The sequence below is a fragment of the Ottowia sp. genome, assembly GCF_047601385.1.
Taxonomy (GTDB): domain Bacteria; phylum Pseudomonadota; class Gammaproteobacteria; order Burkholderiales; family Burkholderiaceae_C; genus Ottowia.
The window spans coordinates 3827881-3847847 of sequence record NZ_JASGJP010000001.1 but is presented as its reverse complement, the minus strand read 5'-3'; the positions used below and the strand labels follow the sequence as shown (position 1 = coordinate 3847847).

At 72.1% G+C, this 19967-nt stretch carries 11 protein-coding genes and 1 pseudogene; 9 read left to right on the top strand and 3 right to left on the bottom strand.

What is annotated here, in order from left to right:
• Positions 1–30: 30 nt before the first annotated feature.
• The 5 genes and pseudogenes from QM772_RS18590 to QM772_RS18570 form a co-directional block, all read left to right on the top strand.
• Positions 31–1284, top strand: coding sequence for a multidrug effflux MFS transporter (locus QM772_RS18590; protein WP_415139148.1), 1254 nt, complete (start codon positions 31–33; stop codon positions 1282–1284).
• An 88-nt stretch (positions 1285–1372) separates the two neighbouring features.
• Complete coding sequence (locus QM772_RS18585) at positions 1373–2368, top strand: DUF58 domain-containing protein (protein ID WP_415139146.1); 996 nt, start codon at positions 1373–1375, stop codon at positions 2366–2368.
• A 114-nt stretch (positions 2369–2482) separates the two neighbouring features.
• A complete protein-coding gene (locus QM772_RS18580) occupies positions 2483–4519 on the top strand; it encodes a transglutaminaseTgpA domain-containing protein (protein ID WP_415139144.1) in 2037 nt (678 codons plus the stop codon).
• Positions 4520–4610: 91 nt separating this feature from the next.
• Positions 4611–5699 carry a lytic murein transglycosylase B gene (gene mltB, locus QM772_RS18575; RefSeq protein ID WP_415139648.1) on the top strand — a complete coding sequence of 363 codons (1089 nt, stop codon included), beginning with the start codon at positions 4611–4613 and terminating at the stop codon, positions 5697–5699.
• A 213-nt stretch (positions 5700–5912) separates the two neighbouring features.
• Positions 5913–6344, top strand: a pseudogene (locus tag QM772_RS18570) (BON domain-containing protein); the annotation flags it as partial.
• 122 nt (positions 6345–6466) lie between these two features.
• Here QM772_RS18570 and QM772_RS18565 read toward each other — a convergent pair.
• Genes QM772_RS18565 through QM772_RS18555 form a run of 3 tightly spaced genes read right to left on the bottom strand, consistent with a single transcriptional unit; the run spans position 6467 to position 11360 of the window.
• Positions 6467–7420 carry an alpha-E domain-containing protein gene (locus tag QM772_RS18565; RefSeq protein WP_415139142.1) on the bottom strand — a complete coding sequence of 318 codons (954 nt, stop codon included), beginning with the start codon at positions 7418–7420 and terminating at the stop codon, positions 6467–6469.
• 23 nt (positions 7421–7443) lie between these two features.
• Positions 7444–8877 carry a circularly permuted type 2 ATP-grasp protein gene (locus tag QM772_RS18560; RefSeq protein WP_415139140.1) on the bottom strand — a complete coding sequence of 478 codons (1434 nt, stop codon included), beginning with the start codon at positions 8875–8877 and terminating at the stop codon, positions 7444–7446.
• 56 nt (positions 8878–8933) lie between these two features.
• A complete protein-coding gene (locus QM772_RS18555; RefSeq protein WP_415139138.1) occupies positions 8934–11360 on the bottom strand; it encodes a DNA internalization-related competence protein ComEC/Rec2 in 2427 nt (808 codons plus the stop codon).
• 131 nt (positions 11361–11491) lie between these two features.
• On the opposite strand from QM772_RS18555, the gene QM772_RS18550 reads away from it, so the two are divergent.
• The 4 genes from QM772_RS18550 to QM772_RS18535 all read left to right on the top strand — a co-directional run bounded on the left by QM772_RS18550 (position 11492) and on the right by QM772_RS18535 (position 19956).
• Complete coding sequence (locus QM772_RS18550; RefSeq protein WP_415139136.1) at positions 11492–14983, top strand: DUF2126 domain-containing protein; 3492 nt, start codon at positions 11492–11494, stop codon at positions 14981–14983.
• Positions 14984–14990: 7 nt separating this feature from the next.
• On the top strand, positions 14991–17603 hold the full coding sequence (locus QM772_RS18545) for a circularly permuted type 2 ATP-grasp protein (protein WP_415139134.1): 2613 nt from the start codon (positions 14991–14993) through the stop codon (positions 17601–17603).
• 765 nt (positions 17604–18368) lie between these two features.
• Complete coding sequence (locus tag QM772_RS18540; protein ID WP_415139132.1) at positions 18369–19301, top strand: transglutaminase family protein; 933 nt, start codon at positions 18369–18371, stop codon at positions 19299–19301.
• A 199-nt stretch (positions 19302–19500) separates the two neighbouring features.
• Positions 19501–19956 (top strand): RidA family protein, encoded by a 456-nt coding sequence (locus QM772_RS18535; RefSeq protein ID WP_415139130.1) that lies wholly within the window; start codon positions 19501–19503, stop codon positions 19954–19956.
• Positions 19957–19967 lie beyond the last annotated feature (11 nt).

The window sequence follows — 19967 nt, the reverse complement described above, 5'->3', positions numbered from 1 at the left end:
CCGGCGGGGGCGATCTGCTACGCTCGCCGCGTGTCCTCCGCCGCTCCCGACGCCGGCGCCGCGCCCGCGGCCGCGCCGGCCATGCCCGCCCTGTTCGTCGTCGTGGTCCTGGCGCTGCTGCTGGGCATCCAGCCGGTCACGACCGACGTCTACCTGCCCGCGCTACCGGCGCTGCAGCGGGATCTGCGCGCGCCCATGCCGCAGGTGCAGCTGACCTTCGCGGCGCTGCTGCTGGCCTTCGGCACCTCGCAGCTGGTGTGGGGGCCGCTGTCGGACCGCTTCGGGCGCCGGCCGATCCTGCTGTGGGGCCTGGGCGCCTATGTGCTGGCTTCCATCGCCTGCGTGCTGGCGCCGAACATGGCGCTGCTGATCGCCGCGCGCGTCGCCCAGGGCGCGGCCATGGGCGCGGCCGTGATGTGCGCGCGCGCCGTCGTGCGCGACCTCTACCCGCCGCTGGAGGGCGCCCGCATGATGTCCAAGGGCCTGTCGGGCCTGGGCGTGATCGCCATCGCCTGCGCGCCGCTGGGCAGCCTGCTGACCGAGCTGTTCGGCTGGCGCGCCGCCATGATGGTGCTGGTGGCGTTCGGCGTGCTGGCCTGGGGCCTGCTGGCGCTGCGCTTCCGTGAGACGCTGGCCGCGCCCAACCCGAACGCGCTGGCGCCGCGCACGCTGTGGCGCTCGTGGGCGCGGATCGCGCGGCACCCCACCTTCATCGCCTATTCGCTGCTGGCCACGAGCTCCTACACGGGGCTGTTCATCTTCCTGGCCGCCTCGTCGTTCGTGCTGATCGAGGGGCTGGGCGTCGGCAAGCTGGCCTACGGCGCCATCATGGCCGGGCAGTCGGTGCTGTACATCGCCGGCACGATGGTGTGCCGGCGCCTGCTGGTGCGGCGGGGCATGCGGCGCGCGGTGTTCGCGGCCGGCTGCGCGAGCTTCGCCGCCGGCGTGTCGATGGCCGCGCTGGCCTGGGCTGGCTGGGGCCGGCCGTGGTACGGGGCGTGGGCCGTGGTGCTGCCGCAGGCGCTGTTCGTCATGGCGCACGGCGTGCACCAGCCGGTCAGCCAGAGCGGCACGGTGGCGCCGTTCCCCCTGATGGCCGGCGCGGCCTCGGCGCTGAACGGCTTCATCATGATGGCCACCGCCTTCCCGGTCGGGCTGTGGCTGGGGCGCGCGATGGACGGCACGGCGCGGCCGATGGCGCTGGCCTACCTGGCCGCCTGCACGGTGATCGCGGTGACGGCATGGACCCTGGTGCAGCGGTATGGCGAGCCGGCTTCTTCCTGAACTGCCCTGGATGGGACCGGAGGCGCCGCCGGCCGGAATGCGCGCGCGGCCGCGCAGCCAGCATCCAGCGGAAGATTAAGAACCAAATATGCCCGCAGCGCCCGCCCATCAAGCGCCACAAGCTATGAAAAAAGAAGCACCGTGGTCACCCCGCGCGCGCCTGCGCGGCTGGTGGCACGCCCGCCTGCCGCTCACCGACACCTGGCACCTCACCCAGCGCAACGTCTACATCCTGCCCACCCGCGCCGGCTGGATGCTGGCCGCCACGCTGCTGGTGCTGCTCATCGCCGCCATCAACTACCAGCTCAACCTGGGCTATCTGCTGACCTTCCTGCTGGCCGGCTGCGCCGCCGCCGGCATGGTGGTCGGGCACAACACGCTGCGCGGCCTGAGCCTGCACCTGCAACCCCCACAGCCGCTGTTCGCCGGCGGCCTGGCGGTGCTTCAGATCAAGCTGGCCAACGCGCGCCGCGCGCCACGCCACGCCATCGGCGTGGCGCTGGAAGGCACCGACCACTGGGCCTGGGCCGACGTGCCCGGCCAGGGCGAATCCACGGTGCAGGTCAGCTTCAAGCCGCCGCGCCGCGGCCTGCACCGCGTGCCCCTGCTCACCGCCGAAACGCGCTACCCGCTGGGCACCTTCCGCGTCTGGACGGTGTGGCGCCCCGCCGCGCAGGCGCTGGTCTATCCCGCGCCCGAAGCGCCGCCGCAGCCGCTGCCGCCCGGCGAGCCGCGCGCCGGCACGGGCCTGGCCGGCGGCGCGCGCGCCAGCGGCGAATTCGACGGCGTGCGCGGCTACCAGCGCGGCGACCCGATGAAGCTGATCGTGTGGAAGAAGTTCGCCAAGTCGGGCGAGCTGGTGGCGCGCGACACCGTGCACATGCAGCGGCAGGAGCTGTGGCTGGACTTCGCCCGCGCCGGCCAGGTGGACACGGAGACGCGCCTTTCCCGCCTGGCCGCCTGGGTGCTGGCCGCCGACGCGCAGGGCCTGGACTACGGCCTGCGCCTGCCGGGCGTGGAGATCGCGCCCGGCGGCGGCGCGGCCCATCGCATGCGCTGCCTGGAGGCACTGGCGCTGGCATGAAACACTCCCTTTTGCCATCCCTCCCTCGTCGCCCCCGCGAAGGCGGGGATCCAGTGCGTCCTGTACAGCGTCTCTGGATTCCCGCCTGCGCGGGAATGACGGGGCAAAACTGACGTGAAAGCCACCCTCGCTCACCTCCCGCGCGAAACCCGCGACACGCTGTTCCTGCTGGCGGTGATCGCCTGGGTCATGCTGCCGCAGGTCGCCCACCTGCCCGCCTGGGCCAGCGCGCTGGCGGCCGGCGTGCTGCTGTGGCGCGGCTGGCTGGCCGTCGGCGGGCGGCCGCTGCCGGGGCGCTGGGTGCTGGTGGCGCTGCTGGCGGTGGCGCTGGCGGCCACCTGGGCCACCCACCGCACGCTGCTGGGGCGCGACGCCGGCGTCACCCTGGTGGTGATGCTGCTGGCGCTGAAAACGCTGGAGCTGCGCGCCCGGCGCGACGCGCTGGTGGTGTTCTTCCTCGGCTTCTTCGCCCTGCTGACCAACTTCTTCCATTCGCAGTCGCTGGCCACCGCGGCGGCGATGCTGGTGGCGCTGCTCGGCCTGCTGACGGCGCTGGTCAACGCGCACCGCCCGGTCGGCCAGCCCAGCCTGCGCGAGTCGGCCTGGACGGCCACCAGGATGGCGCTGGCCGGCGCGCCGGTGATGCTGGCGCTGTTCGTGTTCTTCCCGCGCTTCGCGCCGCTGTGGGGCATCCCGAGCGACGCCATGCTGGGCCGCAGCGGCCTCTCGTCCACCATGGAGGTCGGGGCCGTCGCCGAGCTGGCGCTGGACGACGGCATCGCCATGCGCGTGAGGTTCGACGGCGCGCCGCCGCCGCAGAGCCAGCTCTACTTCCGCGGCCCGGTGCTGACGCGCTTCGACGGCCGGCGCTGGACGGCCGCCGGCGGCGGCGACGGCTTCGACGCCACGCTGGCGCCCGGCCCCGGCGACTTGCAGGTGCGCGGCGCGCCCGTCCGCTACCAGGTCACGCTGGAGCCCAGCCAGCGCCCCTGGCTGCTGGCGCTGGACGCCGCGCCGCGCCCGCTGGACTTGCCCGCCGGCCTGCGCGCCCGCATGACGGCCGACCTGCAATGGCTGGCCTACCGCCCGCTCACCGACCTGCTGCGCTACCAGGCCGAGAGCTACCCCGACTTCCGCTACGGCCTCGCCGGCTGGGACGGCAAGCCGCGCCGCGACATGGACGCCTTCCTGCGCCTGCCCGCCGGCTTCAACCCCCGCACGCTGGCGCTGGCGGGCGAGCTGCGCCGCCAGCACCCCGAGGGCGACGCCCCCGCCCTGGTGCGCGCCGCGCTGGAGCGCCTGCGCACCGGCGGCTACGGCTACACGCTGGAGCCCGGCGTGGTCGGCCAGCACACGGCGGACGAGTTCTGGTTCGACACCAAGGCCGGCTTCTGCGAGCACATCGCCTCCGCCTTCGTGGTGCTGATGCGCGCCGCCGGCGTGCCGGCGCGCATCGTCACCGGCTTCCAGGGCGGCGAGCTGAACGGCGTGGACGGCTACTGGACCGTGCGCAACGCCGACGCCCACGCCTGGGCCGAAGTCTGGCACGCCGATCGCGGCTGGGTGCGCGTGGACCCCACCGGCGCCGTCTCGCCCGGGCGCGTCGGCCAGCTCCAGCGCCTGCGCCTGCCCGACGGCGCGCTGGCCGGCGCCGTCGGCCGCTGGAGCCCCACCCTGCTGGCGCAGCTGCGCGCCACCTGGGAGGCCGTCAACAACGGCTGGAACCAGTGGGTGCTGAACTACACCCAGAGCCGCCAGTTCGACATGCTCAAGAGCCTGGGCTTCGAGAGCCCGAGCTGGCAGGACCTGGGCAAGGTGCTGGCCGGCCTGCTGACCGTGGCCGCGCTGGGCGGCGCGGCGTGGGCGCGCTGGGAGCGCAGCCAGCACGACCCCTGGCTGCGCCTGCTGGCGCGCGCCCGCCGCCGCCTGGGCCAGGCCGGCGTCAGCGCCCCGCCCCAGGCCCCGCCGCGCGAGCTGCTGGGGCGCGTGCAGGCCAGCAGCCTGCCGCCCGAGCTGCGCCGCCAGCTCGCCGACTGGCTGCTGGCGCTGGAGCGCCTGCGCTACGCGCCTGCGGGGCAGCCCCGCACGCTGGCTAAACTGCACCGCGAGTTCCGCCAGTTTTCATGGCAAAAATATGAAACACCCCCCTGAGTCGCCTTCGGCGCCTTCCCCCCTCTCCCGCGGGAGGGGGGACAACGCCAATGCCCGGTACAAGCCCGTGCATGGCGTTCGCTGGCATGGCCTGCTCCGCGGCCTTTTGATTGCTATCGTTACGATAGCTGTCAGCGCTTTCTGGACGGGCGCCAGCGCCCAAAATGGCTCAAAGAAATCGCGATCCACCCAGCCCGCCGAGCGCCCCTACGTCCTGCGCGACGACGCCATGCACTTTGCCGCCGAAGTGGCCGAGCGCCGCAGCCTCGACCCCGAATGGACCCGCGCCGCCATCGGCCAGGCGCTGTACCTGCCCAACGTGCCGCGGCTGATGCTGCCGCCCGCGCGCGGCACCGCCAAGAACTGGCGCGTGTACCGCAGCCGCTTCATCGACCCCGTGCGCATCCGCGCCGGCGTGCGCTTCTGGGAGCGCAACCGCGCCACCCTCGCCCGCGCGCAGGCCGAGTTCGGCGTGCCGCCCGAGATCATCGTCGGCATCATCGGCGTCGAGACCATCTACGGCCAGAACACCGGCAGCTTCCGCGTGCTCGACGCGCTGGCCACCCTGGCCTTCGACTTCCCCGCCGCGCACCCGCGCGCCGAGGCGCGGCGGGCCTTCTTCAGGGACGAGCTGGAGCAGTTCCTCTCGCTCACCCAGCGCACCGGCATCGACCCCGGCGCGCCGCTGGGCAGCTACGCCGGCGCCATGGGCATGCCGCAGTTCATGCCGTCGAGCTGGGTCAAATACGCCATCGACTTCGACGGCGACGGCCGCGTGGACCTGTGGAACAGCGAGGCCGACGTGATCGGCTCCGTCGCCAACTACTTCAAGGGATACGGCTGGCAGCCCGGCCTGCCCACCCACTACGCCGTGCGCCTGCCCGCCGGCGCCGACCTGGACGCGCTGCTGGCGCCCGACATCCTGCCCACGTTCAGCCCGCAGAGCTTCACCGCCAAGGGCGCCGTGCTGGACGCCGACGGCCAGGCCCACCCCGGCCAGTTGGCCTTGATCGAGTTGCAGAACGGCGACCCAACCCTGCCCGGGAACGCGCCCGTATACGTGGCCGGCACAGAGAATTTCTACGCCATCACGCGCTACAACTGGAGCAGCTACTACGCGATGGCGGTGATCGAGCTGGGGCAGGAAGTAGCGGATGCAATGGGGCGGCGGGGAGATTGAGTACTTGGACAAAGACCCGGCGGATTCAAATCCGAAGGGGAAATATCGGGGTCAGATTACGTTTTTTGGAAATATCGGGGTCAGATTACGTTTTTTCGGCCTGGAGGTCCATCGATGCAGCAGATAGGCCAGCGCCCCGAGTGAACGGTAGGGCGGAACCAGCCGTACTTTCTTCTGGTGGCCGCACGACGCGCGGCGGACAATGCCGCCTGAATGCCCACCCTCACCTCTTGCCGGCTAATGCGCGCCACCTGCGCGGGCGCAGTCTTGGTCAGCTTGACTGCCTCGGCCGCGGCGCAGGCAAGCCCAACGGATGCCAGCCCGCGCACCAACGCCTTCAACGACCCATTCGTGCAGGCCACCTCGGGCCTACCGCAGTGCCCGGTGCCCGAAGGCCCGCTGTACACGGCGGCGGAAGTGCGCGAGATGGCCCACGTGCGCGCGCAGCACGGCGGCAGTTGCTACCGCGCGGGGCGCTGCCGCCTGCCCAACTCTTACCTGTATGACGCCGAGATCGTCCCGCGCGTGCGACTCGCCATCCGCGAGGACGGCCGCTTCGGCGACACCAGCGTGTGGGTGCTGGGCGAGCGGCGGCTGGTCACGCTCAAGGGCTGCGTGCAGTCGCAGGCGCAGGCCGACGCGCTGGAGAAAGCCGTGGGGCTGGTGGACGACGTGATAGGCGTGATCAACCTGCTGCAAGTCGCGGCACGCGGCGCAACGCCGGCCGCTACCCGCTGGCGGCGCCGGCGCCGCGCTGACCGAAGCTTTCAGCTCGGCACCAGGAAGTCGCGGCTGATGTGCGCGCCCAACTGGTTCACGCGGTCGAGGAACTGCGTCAGGAAGGCGTGCAGGCCGGTGGCCAAAATCTCGTCGATGTGGCCGTGGCGCAGGTCGGCGGCCAGGCGGCCGGCGTGGCGCATGGTTGCGCCGTCGGGGCTGGCGCCCACCTGGGTCAGGTTGTCCAGCACCGCCGCCATGCAGTGGCGCAGGGAGCGCGGCATGTCGGCGCGCAGCATCAGCAGCTCGGCCACGCGCTCGGGCACGATCACGTCGCGGTACACCTTGCGGTAGATCTCGAAGCCGCTCACGCTGCGCAGGATGGCGGACCAGTGGTAGAAGTCGTACTCCAGGTCGCGCTCGCTGGCGCTGCCGAAGAAATCGCTCTGCACGGCGTGGAACTTGACGTCGAGAATGCGCGCGGTGTTGTCCGACCGCTCCAGGAAGGTGCCCAGGCGCAGGAAGTGGAAGGACTCGTCCTGCAGCATGGTGCCCAAGGTGACGCCGCGCGAGACGTGCGAGCGGAACTTGACCCACTCGAAGAACTCGCCCGGATCGCGCTCGAAGGCACCGCTGCGGCGCAGGCGGTCGATCTCCAGCCAGGTCTGGTTCAGCGTCTCCCACACCTCGGTGGTGAGGGTGCCGCGCACGGCGCGGGCGTTCTCGCGCGCGGCCTTCAGGCAGCTGATGATGGAGGCAGGGTTCTGCTCGTCCAGCACCATGTAGCGCATCACGCCCTGCGGCGTGACCTCGCCGTGGCGCGCGGTGTAGTCGGGCAGCAGCTCGGAGAGCGAGAGCACGCCCAGCCAGCCGTATTGCGACACCGCGGCCGACTGCGGCAGCAGCGAGGTCTCGTAGTGCACGTTGAGCATGCGGGCGGTGTTCTCGGCGCGCTCGGTGTAGCGCGATAGCCAGAACAGGTGGTCGGCGGTACGGGAAAGCATGGGAATCTCGTTTCTCGTGAAGGTCAGACTTCCAGCACCCAGGTGTCCTTGGTGCCGCCGCCTTGGGACGAATTGACGACCAGCGACCCTTCCTTGAGCGCCACGCGCGTCAGGCCGCCGGGCACCATCTGCACCTCCTTGCCCGACAGCACGAAGGGCCGCAGGTCGATGTGGCGCGGAGCGACGCCGCTCTCGACGAAGGTGGGGCAGCTCGACAGGCTGAGCGTGGGCTGGGCGATGTAGCCGCTGGGGTTGGCCAGCACGGCCTGGCGGAATGCCTCGATCTCGGCCTGCGTGGCGGCGGGGCCGACCAGCATGCCGTAGCCGCCGGCGCCGTGCACTTCCTTCACCACCAGGTCCTTCAGGTTCGCCAGCACGTATTTCAGGTCGTCGGCGTTGCGGCACATGTAGGTGGGCACGTTGTTCAGGATCGGCTTCTCGCCCAGGTAGAACTCGATCATCTTGGGCACGTAGGGGTAGATCGACTTGTCGTCGGCCACGCCGGTGCCCACCGCATTGCAGATGGTCACGTGCCCGGCGCGGTAGGCGCGCATCAGCCCGGCGGCGCCCAGCGACGAGTCGGCGCGGAACACCTCGGGGTCGAGGAAGTCGTCGTCCACGCGGCGGTAGATCACGTCCACCCGCTGCGGGCCGCGCGTGGTGCGCATGTAGACGAAGTCGTCCTTGACGAACAGGTCCTGCCCCTCGACCAGCTCGACGCCCATCTGCTGCGCCAGGAAGGCGTGCTCGAAATAGGCGCTGTTGTACATGCCGGGCGTGAGCACCACCACGGTGGGCTCGGCGGTGGCGCTGGGGCTGCTGGCGCGCAGGGTCTCCAGCAGCAGGTCGGGGTAGTGGGCGACGGGGGCGACGCGGTGGCTGGCGAACAGGCCGGGGAACAGCCGCATCATCATCTTGCGGTTCTCCAGCATGTAGCTCACGCCGGAGGGCACGCGCAGGTTGTCTTCCAGCACGTAGTACTCGCCGCCGCCCTGGGCGTTGCCGGCGCGCACGATGTCGATGCCGGAGATGGCCGAGTAGATGCCGTTGGGCACGTCCACCCCCTGCATGATGGGGCGGTACTGCGCGTTGTTCAGCACCTGCTCGCGCGGGACGATGCCGGCCTTGAGGATTTCCTGCTCGTGGTAGACGTCGTGCAGGAAGCGGTTGAGCGCCGTCACGCGCTGAACCAGGCCGCGCTCCATGGCCTCCCATTCGTCGGCGGGGATGATGCGCGGAATGAGGTCGAAGGGGATCAGCCGCTCGGTGCCGGCGCCGTCCTCGTCCTTCGCGCCGTAGACGGCGAAGGTGATGCCGACGCGGCGGAAGATCATCTCCGCCTCCTCGCGCCGCGCATTCATGGTGGCGCCGTCCTGGGTGCTCAGCCAGCCGGCGTAGCTCTGGTAGTGCGCACGCACGGCATTGCCGGCGGCGTGCATTTCATCAAATGGGTGCATGGCCTGTGCTCTCTCCTGGTAGGGAACAGGATAGCAAGTCGCGGGCCATGCGGCCATCAGGGTGTTGCCGCAGGGGCCGGCGCCGAGAGATCGGGCCGGTGGTGCCAGTAGCGCCGTGCCAGCGCGCGTTCGCAGCGCACCTCTCTGGGGCGAGCACTATTCCAGTGCATTGCGCCGCATGTTGGTGAATCAACCAGGGGGATGCCACGCGCCGCGTAACGCGCCGCCGCCTCGGGCGCGGGGTGGCCGAAGCGGTTGCGGTAGCCTGACTGCACCAGCGCCAAGCGGGGCCGCACGGCGTCCAGCAGCGCCGCGCTGGACGCGCCGCGGCTGCCATGGTGCGGCGCCAGCAGCACGTCGGCGCGCAGCGCGCCGGGCGGGCTGCGCGCGGCCAGCGCGGCCTCCTGCGCGGCCTCGATGTCGCCGGGCAGCAGCGCGCCGGCGCCGTCGGCGGCCAACACGCGCAGCACGCAGCTCATGGCGTTGGATTTGCGGTCGGCGGCATAGTCGCCCGCCTGCGGGTGCAGCAGCTCGAACCGCACGCCGTCCCACTGCCAGCGCTGACCGGCCTGGCAGCGCTGGCGCGGCGCGTGGGCCAGCTCGAAGGAAGCCAGCAGCGCCGCCTGCGGCTGCATGGCCAGCACGGCGGCGGCGCCGCCGGCGTGGTCGCTGTCGCGGTGGCTCAGCAGCAGGGTGTCCACCCGCTCGCCGCCGGCGCGCAGCAGCGGCACCAGCACCCGGTGGCCGGCATCGCTCTCCAGCGAGTAGCGCGGGCCGGCGTCGTACAGCAGCGTGTGGGTGGCGGTGCGCACCAGCACGGCGCCGCCTTGGCCGACGTCGGCGGCCAGCAGCTCGAACGCGCCCGGCGCCGGCCGCGCCGGCTGCCACAGCGCGCAGGCCAGCAGCGGCGGCACGCCCGCCAGCCGCAGCGGCCAGGGCCAGCGCAGCGCCAGCAGCACGCCGCCGGCCACCGCCGCCGCCCCCAGTGCCAGCGGCGCGGCGGGCACGGCCACGCTGGCGAGCGGCCACGCGGCCAGGGCCTGGAGCAGCGCGGCCAGCGGCGCCAGCGCCCAGGCGGCGGCGGTCCACAGCGGTGCCCACAGCACGCCCAGCAGCGCGAGCGGCGTGACCACCAGCGTCACCCACGGGATGGCCAGCAGGTTGGCCGCCAGCCCCACCACCGAGGCCTGGCCGAACAGCAGCAGCGACAGCGGCGTCAGCGCCAGGGTGACCACGCCCTGCTCGCGCAGCAGTTGAAGAAATCGGGGCCTAGCGCCCGTCTGGCGTGCGCTGGCAGCTCCTGTATCGGTAGCAAACAGCACCCCGACGGCAACGAAGCTGAGCCAGAAGCCGGCCTGCATCAGCGCCCACGGGTCGGCCGCCAGCACCGCCGCGCAGGCCAGCAGCCAGGTCATCCACCAGGGCCAGCGCAGCCCGGCCAGCTTCAGCGCCGCCACGGTGGCCAGCATCAGCACGGTGCGCTGCGCCGGCACGCCCCAGCCGCTGAACAGCGCGTAGGCGGCGGCCAGCAGCACGCCGCCGATCAGCGCCGCGTGCGGTGCCGGCAGCCACAGGCAAAGCCGGCCGCCGCGCCGCCACAGCGCGCCCGCCAGCGCCGCCGCCAGCCAGGCGAACATGGTGATGTGCAGGCCGGAGATGCTCATCAGGTGCGCCACGCCGGTGGCGCGGAACACGTCCCAGTCGGCGCGCTCGATCACGTTCTGGTCGCCCGTGGCGAGCGCGGCCACGATGCCGGCGAAGCGCCGCGCGTCGCTTTCGCCGCCCGGCCCGCCCGCGCCGGCCAGGATGCGGTCGCGCACGCGCTGGCGCAGCCGCTCCAGCGGGTGGGCGGCGGCGGCGGCCAGGCGCTCGGGCGGCGGGCCCACGCGGCCGGTGCGCACGTAGCCGGTGGCCTGCACGCCCTGCTCCCACAGCCACAGCTCGTGGTCGAAGCCGTGCGGGTTCAGGTTGCCGTGCGGCGCCTTCAGCCGCACGGTGAAGCGCCAGCGGTCGCCGGCCTGCGGCTCGGCCGCCGTGTCGTACCAGGCCAGTTGAATGCGCGGCGGCAGCGCCGCGGGCTGGCCGTCCAGCACGGCCTGCTCGACGTCGAAGCGCATGCGCCAGCCGGCCTCGCCGCGCTGCGGCATGCGGCCGACGACGCCCACCACCTGCACGTCGCGCCCTTCCAGCGCCGGCGTCAGCGCGTGCGACAGCGTGGCGCCCGCGCGCAGGCCGACCCCGGCGAAGGCCGCCAGCGCGCCGGCCAGCCCCCAGAGCGCCAGCGCCGCCCGATGCCGCCGCCACGCCCAGGCCAGCAGGGCCAGCGCCGCGCCCGCCGCCGCCAGCGCGCCGTAGGCCAGCGGCGGCCACAGCTCCGGCTGCCGCACCTGCAAGGCCGTCCCGGCGACGAGGCCCGCCGGCAACACGGCCAGGGCGGCGCCCGCACGCTGTGCCGGGGTGGAGGCGGGGGCCGGATCGATCACGGATCGGTAACTATTTTTTTCATAGCTGCCAGCGCTTGACTGGCGGGCGCTGGAGCCCTATTTGGCCAAAACTTCGCCGACGTGGCCTGCCGATTGCTAGGATGCCGGAGCGTACCCCGCCAGGAAAACCCATGTCCATCCACGCCGCCCTCCACCACGTCACCCAGTACCGCTACGACCGCCCCGTGCAGCTCGGCCCGCAGATCGTGCGCCTGCGCCCTGCCCCGCATTGCCGCAGCAAGATCATTTCGTACTCGCTCAAGATCGAGCCGGCGCTGCACTTCATCAACTGGCAGCAGGACCCGTTCGCCAACTGGCAGGCGCGGCTGGTGTTCCCGGAGAAGACGACCGAGTTCACCGTCACCGTCGATCTGGTCGCCGAGATGGCGGTGTTCAACCCGTTCGACTTCTTCCTGGAGCCCGAGGCCGAGCACTTCCCTTTCGACTACGCGCCGCTGCTGAAGGAGGAGCTCGCCCCCTACCTGGCGCGCGAACCGCTGACCCCGGCCTTCGCCAAATACCTGGAAGGCGTGGACCGGGGACGCCAGCGCATCATCGATTTCCTCGTCAACCTGAACCAGCGCTTGCAGCAGGACATCCGCTACCTGATCCGCATGGAGCCCGGCGTGCAGACGCCGGAGGAGACGCTGACCAAGGCCAGCGGCTCGTGCCGCGACTCCGGCTGGCTGCTGGTGCAGCTGCTGCGCCATTGCGGGCTGGCGGCGCGCTTCGTCTCGGGCTACCTCATTCAGCTCAAGGCCGACCAGAAATCGCTCGACGGCCCCAGCGGCACCGAGGTGGACTTCACCGACCTGCACGCCTGGTGCGAGGTGTACCTGCCCGGCGCCGGCTGGATCGGGCTGGACCCGACCTCCGGCCTGCTGGCGGGCGAAGGCCACATCCCGCTGGCCTGCACGCCCCAGCCCTCGGGCGCGGCGCCGATCGAGGGGCTGGTGGACGACGCCCAGGTCACCTTCGGGCACGACATGCGCGTCACGCGCATCCACGAGTCGCCGCGCGTCACCCTGCCCTACACCGATGCGCAGTGGGACGCCATCCTGGCGCTCGGCGACGAGGTGGACGCGCGCCTCGCGGCTGACGACGTGCGCCTGACCATGGGCGGCGAGCCCACCTTCGTCGGCATCGACGACCGCGACGGCGCCGAATGGAACACCGCCGCCCTCGGCCCCACCAAGCGCGTGTTCGCGCTCGACCTGCTGCACCGCCTGAAGGCGCGCTACGGCCCGGGCGGCTTCCTGCACCTGGGCCAGGGCAAGTGGTATCCCGGCGAGCAGCTGCCGCGCTGGGCGCTCAGCCTGTTCTGGCGCCCCGACGGCCAGCCGCTGTGGCACGACCCCGCCCTGCTGGCCGACGAGCGCCAGCCGCACCATGCCCGGCCGGAAGACGCCGAGCGCTTCGTCACCGCGCTGGCCCGGCGCCTGGGCGTGGGCACCGACACCATCCGCGCCGGCCACGAAGACCCCTGGCACTACATCCAGAGCGAGCGGCACCTGCCGGTCAACGTCGACCCGTTCGACAGCAAGCTGGACGACGAGATGGAGCGCGCCCGCCTGCGCCGCGTGTTCACCCAGGGGCTGGACAAGCCGGTCGGCTGGCTGCTGCCGCTGCGCGCCACCTCCGGGCTGGACGCCACGCCCGAGTTCCTGCGCGACGTGCCGCCCGACCAGCGCCCCCGCTGGCTCACCGGCCGCTGGTGGTTCCGCGACGACCGCATGGTCCTGGTGCCCGGCGATTCGCCCATGGGCTTCCGGCTGCCGCTGAACAGCCTGCCCTGGGTCAGCGACGAGGAGCACGCCCACCTGTTCCCGAAAGACCCGTTCGCGCCCGAGGCCCCGCTGCCCGACGGCGACCCGCCCTCCGACGGCGCGGCCGACCCGCGCGACCATGAGCCGCGCCGCTTCGAATCCGCCGCCTGGGTGCCGCGCACCGCGCTGTGCGTGGAAGTGCGCGACCCGGTGCGCTCGCACACCCCCGAAAGCGCGCTGCCCGAGATCATGGGCGACGACGAGGAGGCCGAAGCCCAGCGCGCCGCGCGCGGCCGCCACCAGGCGGCGATCGACAAATACGCGCTCAAGCCCGGGCAGTCGAGCATCCTCTACGTCTTCATGCCGCCGCTGGACCACGTGGAGGACTACCTGGCCCTGGTGGCCGCCATCGAGGCCACGGCGGCCGAGCTGAAGCTGCCCCTCGTCATGGAAGGCTACGCGCCGCCGCGCGACCCGCGCCTGAAGATGCTCCAGATCACGCCCGACCCCGGCGTCATCGAGGCCAACATCCAGCCCGCCCACAACTGGCGCGAGCTGGTGGACAACACCGAGTTCCTCTACCAGGCCGCCTTCGAGAGCCGCCTGTCGGCCGAGAAGTTCATGACCGACGGCCGCCACATGGGCACCGGCGGCGGCAACCACTTCGTGCTGGGCGGCGCCACGCCCGCCGACAGCCCCTTCCTGCGCCGGCCCGAGCTGCTGGCCAGCCTGATCCTCTACTGGCACAACCACCCCTCGCTCAGCTACCTGTTCAGCGGCCTGTTCATCGGCCCCACCAGCCAGGCCCCGCGCGTGGACGAGGCGCGCAACGACCAGTTGTACGAGCTGGAGATCGCCCTGCAGGAGATCCACAAGGCCCGGCTCGAATACGGTGATGCGATGGCGCCGTGGCTGGTGGACCGCACGCTGCGCAACATCCTGATCGACGTCACCGGCAACACCCACCGCAGCGAGTTCTGCATCGACAAGCTGTACTCGCCCGACGGCCCCACCGGCCGCCTGGGCCTGCTGGAGATGCGCGCCTTCGAGATGCCGCCGCACGCGCGCATGTCGATCGCGCAGCAGCTCCTGATGCGCGCGCTGGTGGCGCGCTTCTGGCGCACGCCCTACCGCGCGCCGGCCGCGCGCTGGGGCACGCAGCTGCACGACCGCTTCATGCTGCCGGCCTACATCCACGCCGACTTCAAGGACGTGATCGACGACATGCGGCAGGCCGGCTTCGCGCTGGAGGCCGAATGGTTCGCGCCGCACTTCGAGTTCCGCTTCCCCATCGTCGGCGACCTCGACCTGCTGGGCATGCGCCTGACCCTGCGCAACGCCCTGGAGCCCTGGCACGTGATGGGCGAGGAAAGCAGCGGCGGCGGCACCGCGCGCTACGTCGACTCGTCGCTGGAGCGCCTGCAGGTGCACGTGGCCGGCTTCAACCCCAGCCGCTACGCCATCACCTGCAACGGCCACGCGCTGCCGCTGCAACCGCTGGGCGCCGAGGGCGAGTTCGTGGCCGGCGTGCGCTTCAAGGCGTGGAACCCCTGGTCGTCGCTGCACCCCACCATCAAGCCGCACGGCCCGCTGGTGTTCGACGTGCTGGACACCTGGGCCGGCCGCAGCGTCGGCGGCTGCCAGGTCCACGTGGCGCACCCGGGCGGGCGCAACTACGGCACCTTCCCGGTCAACGCCTACGAGGCCGAAAGCCGCCGCCTGGCGCGCTTCTTCCGCATCGGCCACACCGCCGGGGCGATGGACGTGCCGCCGGCCACGCTGCACCTGCCGGGCTCGCGCGAGTTCCCGTGCACGCTGGATCTGCGGCGCACCGATGCGGTGCGGATGCGACAATGAACGCCGCATGGATTTGCCGCTGAATCGACCATCGGACAGCCCGAGCCCCCGCCCTGCGCCGCCAGGCGGCCACACCTTCCCGGACTCGGCCTGGTTCGACGAAATGCACGGCGTGCCCACCGGCGTCGGTGTGGCGCTGCCCGCCGCGCAGCCGCCAGCGCCCGCCTGGGCCGCGTTCTTCAGCTACCTCGGCCGCGAGCCGGCCGAGGACCTGAACCACCGCGCAGCCCGCCTGCGGCGCCAGCTGCGCGACAACGGCGTCACCTACAACGTGCACGCCGACGAGGCCGACCTGCAGCGCCCCTGGCCGCTGGACCTGTTCCCGCTGCTCATCCCCGCCGCCGACTGGCGGCGCATCGAGGCCGGCGTGCTGCAGCGCGTGCGCGTGCTCGACGCCGTGATGCGCGACATGTACGGCGAGCGCCGCCTGCTGAAGGACGGCCTGCTGCCCGCCGCCCTGGTGCAGGGCCACCCCGACTACCTGCGCGCCATGCACGGCGTGCCGGCGGTGGGCGGCATGCACCTGCACATGGTGGCGTTCGACCTGGCGCGCGGCCCCAAGGGCTACTGGTGGGTGGTGGCGCAGCGCACCCAGGCGCCCTCCGGCCTGGGCTACCTGATGGAGAACCGCGTGGCCGTCTCCGGCCAGTTCCCCCAGGCCTTCGGCGGCATGAACGTGCGGCGCCTGGCCGCCACCTACCGCCACTTCATCGAGGCCCTGAAAGCCATGGCCCCCGGCGGCCCCGATTCGCACATCGCCCTGCTCACGCCAGGGCCGTACAACGAGACCTACTTCGAGCAGTCCTACCTGGCGCGCTACCTGGGCGTGACCCTGGTCGAGGGAAGCGACCTCACGGTGCGCAACCAGCGCCTGTTCCTGAAGACGCTGCACGGCCTGCGGCCGGTGCACGGCCTGATCAAGCGCGTGGACGACGCCTGGCTCGACCCGCTGGAGACGCGCCCCGAGTCGCGCCTGGGCGTGCCCGGCCTGCTGCAGGCGGTGCGCGCCGGCAACGTGCTGGTGGCCAACGCGCCAGGCGCGGGCTTCCTGGAATCGAGCGCGCTGCTGGGCTTCCTGCCGGCGCTGACGCGCCACCTGCTGGGCGAAGAGCTTGCGCTGCCGGCGCTGCACACCTGGTGGTGCGGCGAGCCGGCCGCGCTGCGCGAGGCGCTGCCGATGCTGGCGCACAGCGTCGTCAAGCCGACCTACCCCTGGTCCACCAGCCGCGGCACCTTCAGCGCCGGCGTCGGGCCGCTGATGAGCCCCGAGGTGCTGGAATCCTGGCGCGCCAGCATCCAGCGCGTGCCGGAGGAGCACACGGTGCAGGCCTACCTGCCGGCCTCGCGCATGCCCGTCTGGGCCGGCCACGGCGCCGAAGCGCACATGCAGTCGCGCGCCGCCATCCTGCGCGTGTTCGCGCTGTGCGACGGCCAGGGCAGCTGGCGCGTGCTGCCCGGCGGCATGACGCGCCTGGTCAGCGAGAGCGCGGGCCTGGCCAGCATGGCCATGGGCGGCAGCAGCGCCGACACCTGGGTGCTGGGCGAGGCGCCGGCGTTCGAGGACACCGACTTCGACCCCGGCGCGGGCCTGGCCGGCATCACGCCGCACGCCACCACGCTGGTGCAGCGCGAGCGCCTGGTCACCAGCCGCGCGGCCGAGAACCTTTTCTGGCTGGGCCGCTACACCGAACGCGCCGAGAACGGCACCCGCCTGGCGCGCATCGTGCTGGACGCGCTGCACGGCGACGAGGAGCCTTCGCTGGCGCTGCTGATGTGGCTGGGCCAGCTCGCCGAGGCCGCCGCCCTGGTGCCCGAGGACTGCCCCTCGCCGCTGGACGACCGCGCCGAATTCGAGCGCCGGCTCATCCAGGGCCTGGCCGGCGGCGCCGACGAGCCCGGCGTCGGCCAGACCCTGCACGGCCTGCGCGGCGCCGCGCAGGCCGTGCGCGAGCGGCTCTCGCCAGAGCACTGGAGCTTCATCAAGGAGGCCGAGGAGCGCTTCCAGATCGAGGCCAGCGAGCTGCTGCACGCCGGCCCCGGCGCCGCCGCCGACGCGCTGCCCGTGCTGGCGCGGCTGTCGCGCACGCTGGCGGCCGTCACCGGCGCGCAGATGGACCGCATGTGGCGCGACGACGGCTGGCGCATGATGTCCGCCGGCCGCCAGATCGAGCGGCTGACCTGGCTGTGCGACGCGCTGTCCAAGGGCTTCTACACCAACGCCGTGCACGACGCGGCGGGCTACGGGGTGGTGCTGGACCTGTTCGACTCCGGCATCTCGTTCCACGCCCGCCACCAGCGCAGCCGCGCCATCGCCGCGCTGATCGAGCACGTGGTGCTGAACCGGCAGAACCCGCGCTCGATCGGCTGGGTGGTGAGCACGCTGAAGACGCAGCTCGAACGCCTGCACGCCAACGAGGCGCAGCCGGTGGAAGACCTGTCCGCCCGCCTGAAAAGCCCCGCCGCGACCGATCTGCCGCGGCTGTGCCAGTCGGACGCGATCGGCGACTTCGTGCACTTGCAGGCGCTGTTGCAGCACGACATCGAGGTCGGCGGGCGGCTGTCGGATGACATCGGGTTGCGGCATTTCTCGCACACCGGCAATGAGCGGCAGAGCGTATGAAGTTGTCGTTTGTTTTTTTTGAGGCGCTGTCGGCCGGGATGTGCGCCCGGCGGCGCAGTCCCTTTCTTTGTCTCGCCAAAGAAAGGAACCAAAGAAAGGCGACCCCAAGTCTGCGACCCCTTCGCTGCGCTGCGGGGCAAACCTGCGTCGCGGGGCTTGCGGGGTGCGCCGCAGAACTCACTGCGCGCTGCGCGCTGCGTTCAAACAACCGCGGCGAGTCAGTCCACGAAGCGGCTGCATCCTGCGGTGCAGCCGCCACCCCGCAAGCCCCGCGCCGCAGGCGCAGCCACAGGGGGGTTGAAGTCCATTCGGGCCATCGCTGCGCTCGGCCCAGGCTGCGCGGCGCGAAGCGCCTGCGCCTTGGAGGCCGAGCGAAGCGATGGCCCGTGGGGGTTCCCCTCCCCTCTGCGCGTGCCGAGGAGCGCAGGGCGTGGGGCGGGCGCGTGCAGCGCAGCATGCACGCGCTTCGTGCGCTGACTCATTGCGGTTGTCTGAACGCAGCGCCGCAGGCGCGCAGTGAGTTCCGCAATGCCGCCCCGCGACCGAGCACCGCAGGTTGCCCGCAGCGCAGCGGAGGGACACGCGAAGTGGGGTCGCCTTTCTTTGCCTACTTTCTTTGGCGAAGCAAAGAAAGTAGGTCGCCCGCCGGGGCGAAATCCCGGCCTACAGCGCCTCCAGCAGCCACCCAAGAATCAAGAGCCAAATCGGCCTCCAGCGCCCACCCACCAAGCGCCACCAGCTACCAATAAAGTAGCAAAACCCACCATGCGCCTGCGCATCATCCACGACACCCGCTACCTCTACGCCCCCGCCGTGGAGGCCGCCCAGCACATGGCCCACCTCACGCCGCCGCACACGCGCTGCCAGCAGCGCCTGGACGCGCGGCTGGAGATTTCGCCCGCGCCGGTGGTGCTGACCGAGACGCCCGACGTGTACCGCAACGTGCGGGCCTACTTCGAGATCGCCAGCGCGCACGAGGAGCTGCTGGTGCGCGCCAGCAGCCTGGTGCACACGCGCCCGCCCGAGCCCGCCGCCAGCCAGCTGCCGTGGGAGGCGGTGCGCGAGCAGTTCGTCTACCACGCCGGCGCCCAGTGGCACCCGGCGGCCGAGTTCATCTACCCCTCGGCCCACGTGCACCCCGGCCCGGCGTTCGCCGACTACGCCGCGCCCTCGTTCACGCCCGGCCGCCCGCTGATCGACGCCGCGCGCGAGCTGATGCGGCGCGTGCACGGCGACTTCACCTACGCCAGCCTCACCACCGACGTCGGCACCCCCGCCATCGAGGCGCTGGAGCAGCGGCGCGGCGTGTGCCAGGACTTCTCGCACGTGATGCTGGCCTGCCTGCGCTCGCTCGGCCTGCCGGCGCGCTACGTCAGTGGCTATCTGCTGACCCAGCCGCCGCCCGGCCAGCCGCGCCTGGTGGGCAGCGACGCCTCGCACGCCTGGGTGTCGGTGTTCCTGCCCGACCTGGCGGCGCAGGCCGGCGGCCACGGCTGGTACGACCTGGACCCCACCAACGACCGCGACGGCTGGAGCACCCCCGGCGAGGACTTCGTGCGCCTGGCCGTCGGCCGCGACTACGCCGACGTCTCGCCCATGCGCGGCGTGATCCACGGCAGCGGCGGCCACGAGCTGCACGTGGGCGTTACAGTGGAGCCGTGCGACGCCGCCTCGCTGGCCGAGGCCGCTCCGATATGAAACACCACCCCCGTTGCTCCACGCGCTGCGCGATGTTGCGGCATCCTCCCTCCAGGGGGCGCACCCACTGGCCGGGGGAACCCCGGCCACGGGTGCACTGGCGTGGCCTGCTCCGCGGCCGTTGGGCTCCTGGGGTTTCAAGCGCTGCGCCGATAACGAAGCGCCATGAACAACTGACTTAATTTCTCTTCAAAGCGCCATGAACATCCACGACAAGCTCCAGCAGCTCGGCATCCAGCTGCCGCCCGTTTCCGTGCCCGCCGCCGCCTACGTGCCCTTCTTGCAGACCGGCAAACTGGTCTTCCTCTCCGGCCACATCGCGCGCCGCGACGGCAAACCCTGGGTCGGCAAGCTGGGGCAGGACATGGGCACCGCCGACGGCGTGCAGGCCGCGCGCGCCGTCGCCATCGACCTGCTGGGCACCCTGCACGCGGCCGTGGGCGACCTGAACCGCGTCAAGCGCATCGTCAAGGTGATGAGCCTGGTCAACTCGGCCCCCGACTACACCGAGCAACACCTGGTCACCAACGGCTGCTCCGATCTGCTGGGCCAGGTGTTCGGCGACGCCGGCAAGCACGCCCGCAGCGCCTTCGGCGTGGCCGCGAACCCGCTGGGCGCGTGCGTGGAGATCGAGCTGATCGCCGAGGTCGAATAGCTCCGCCAGGC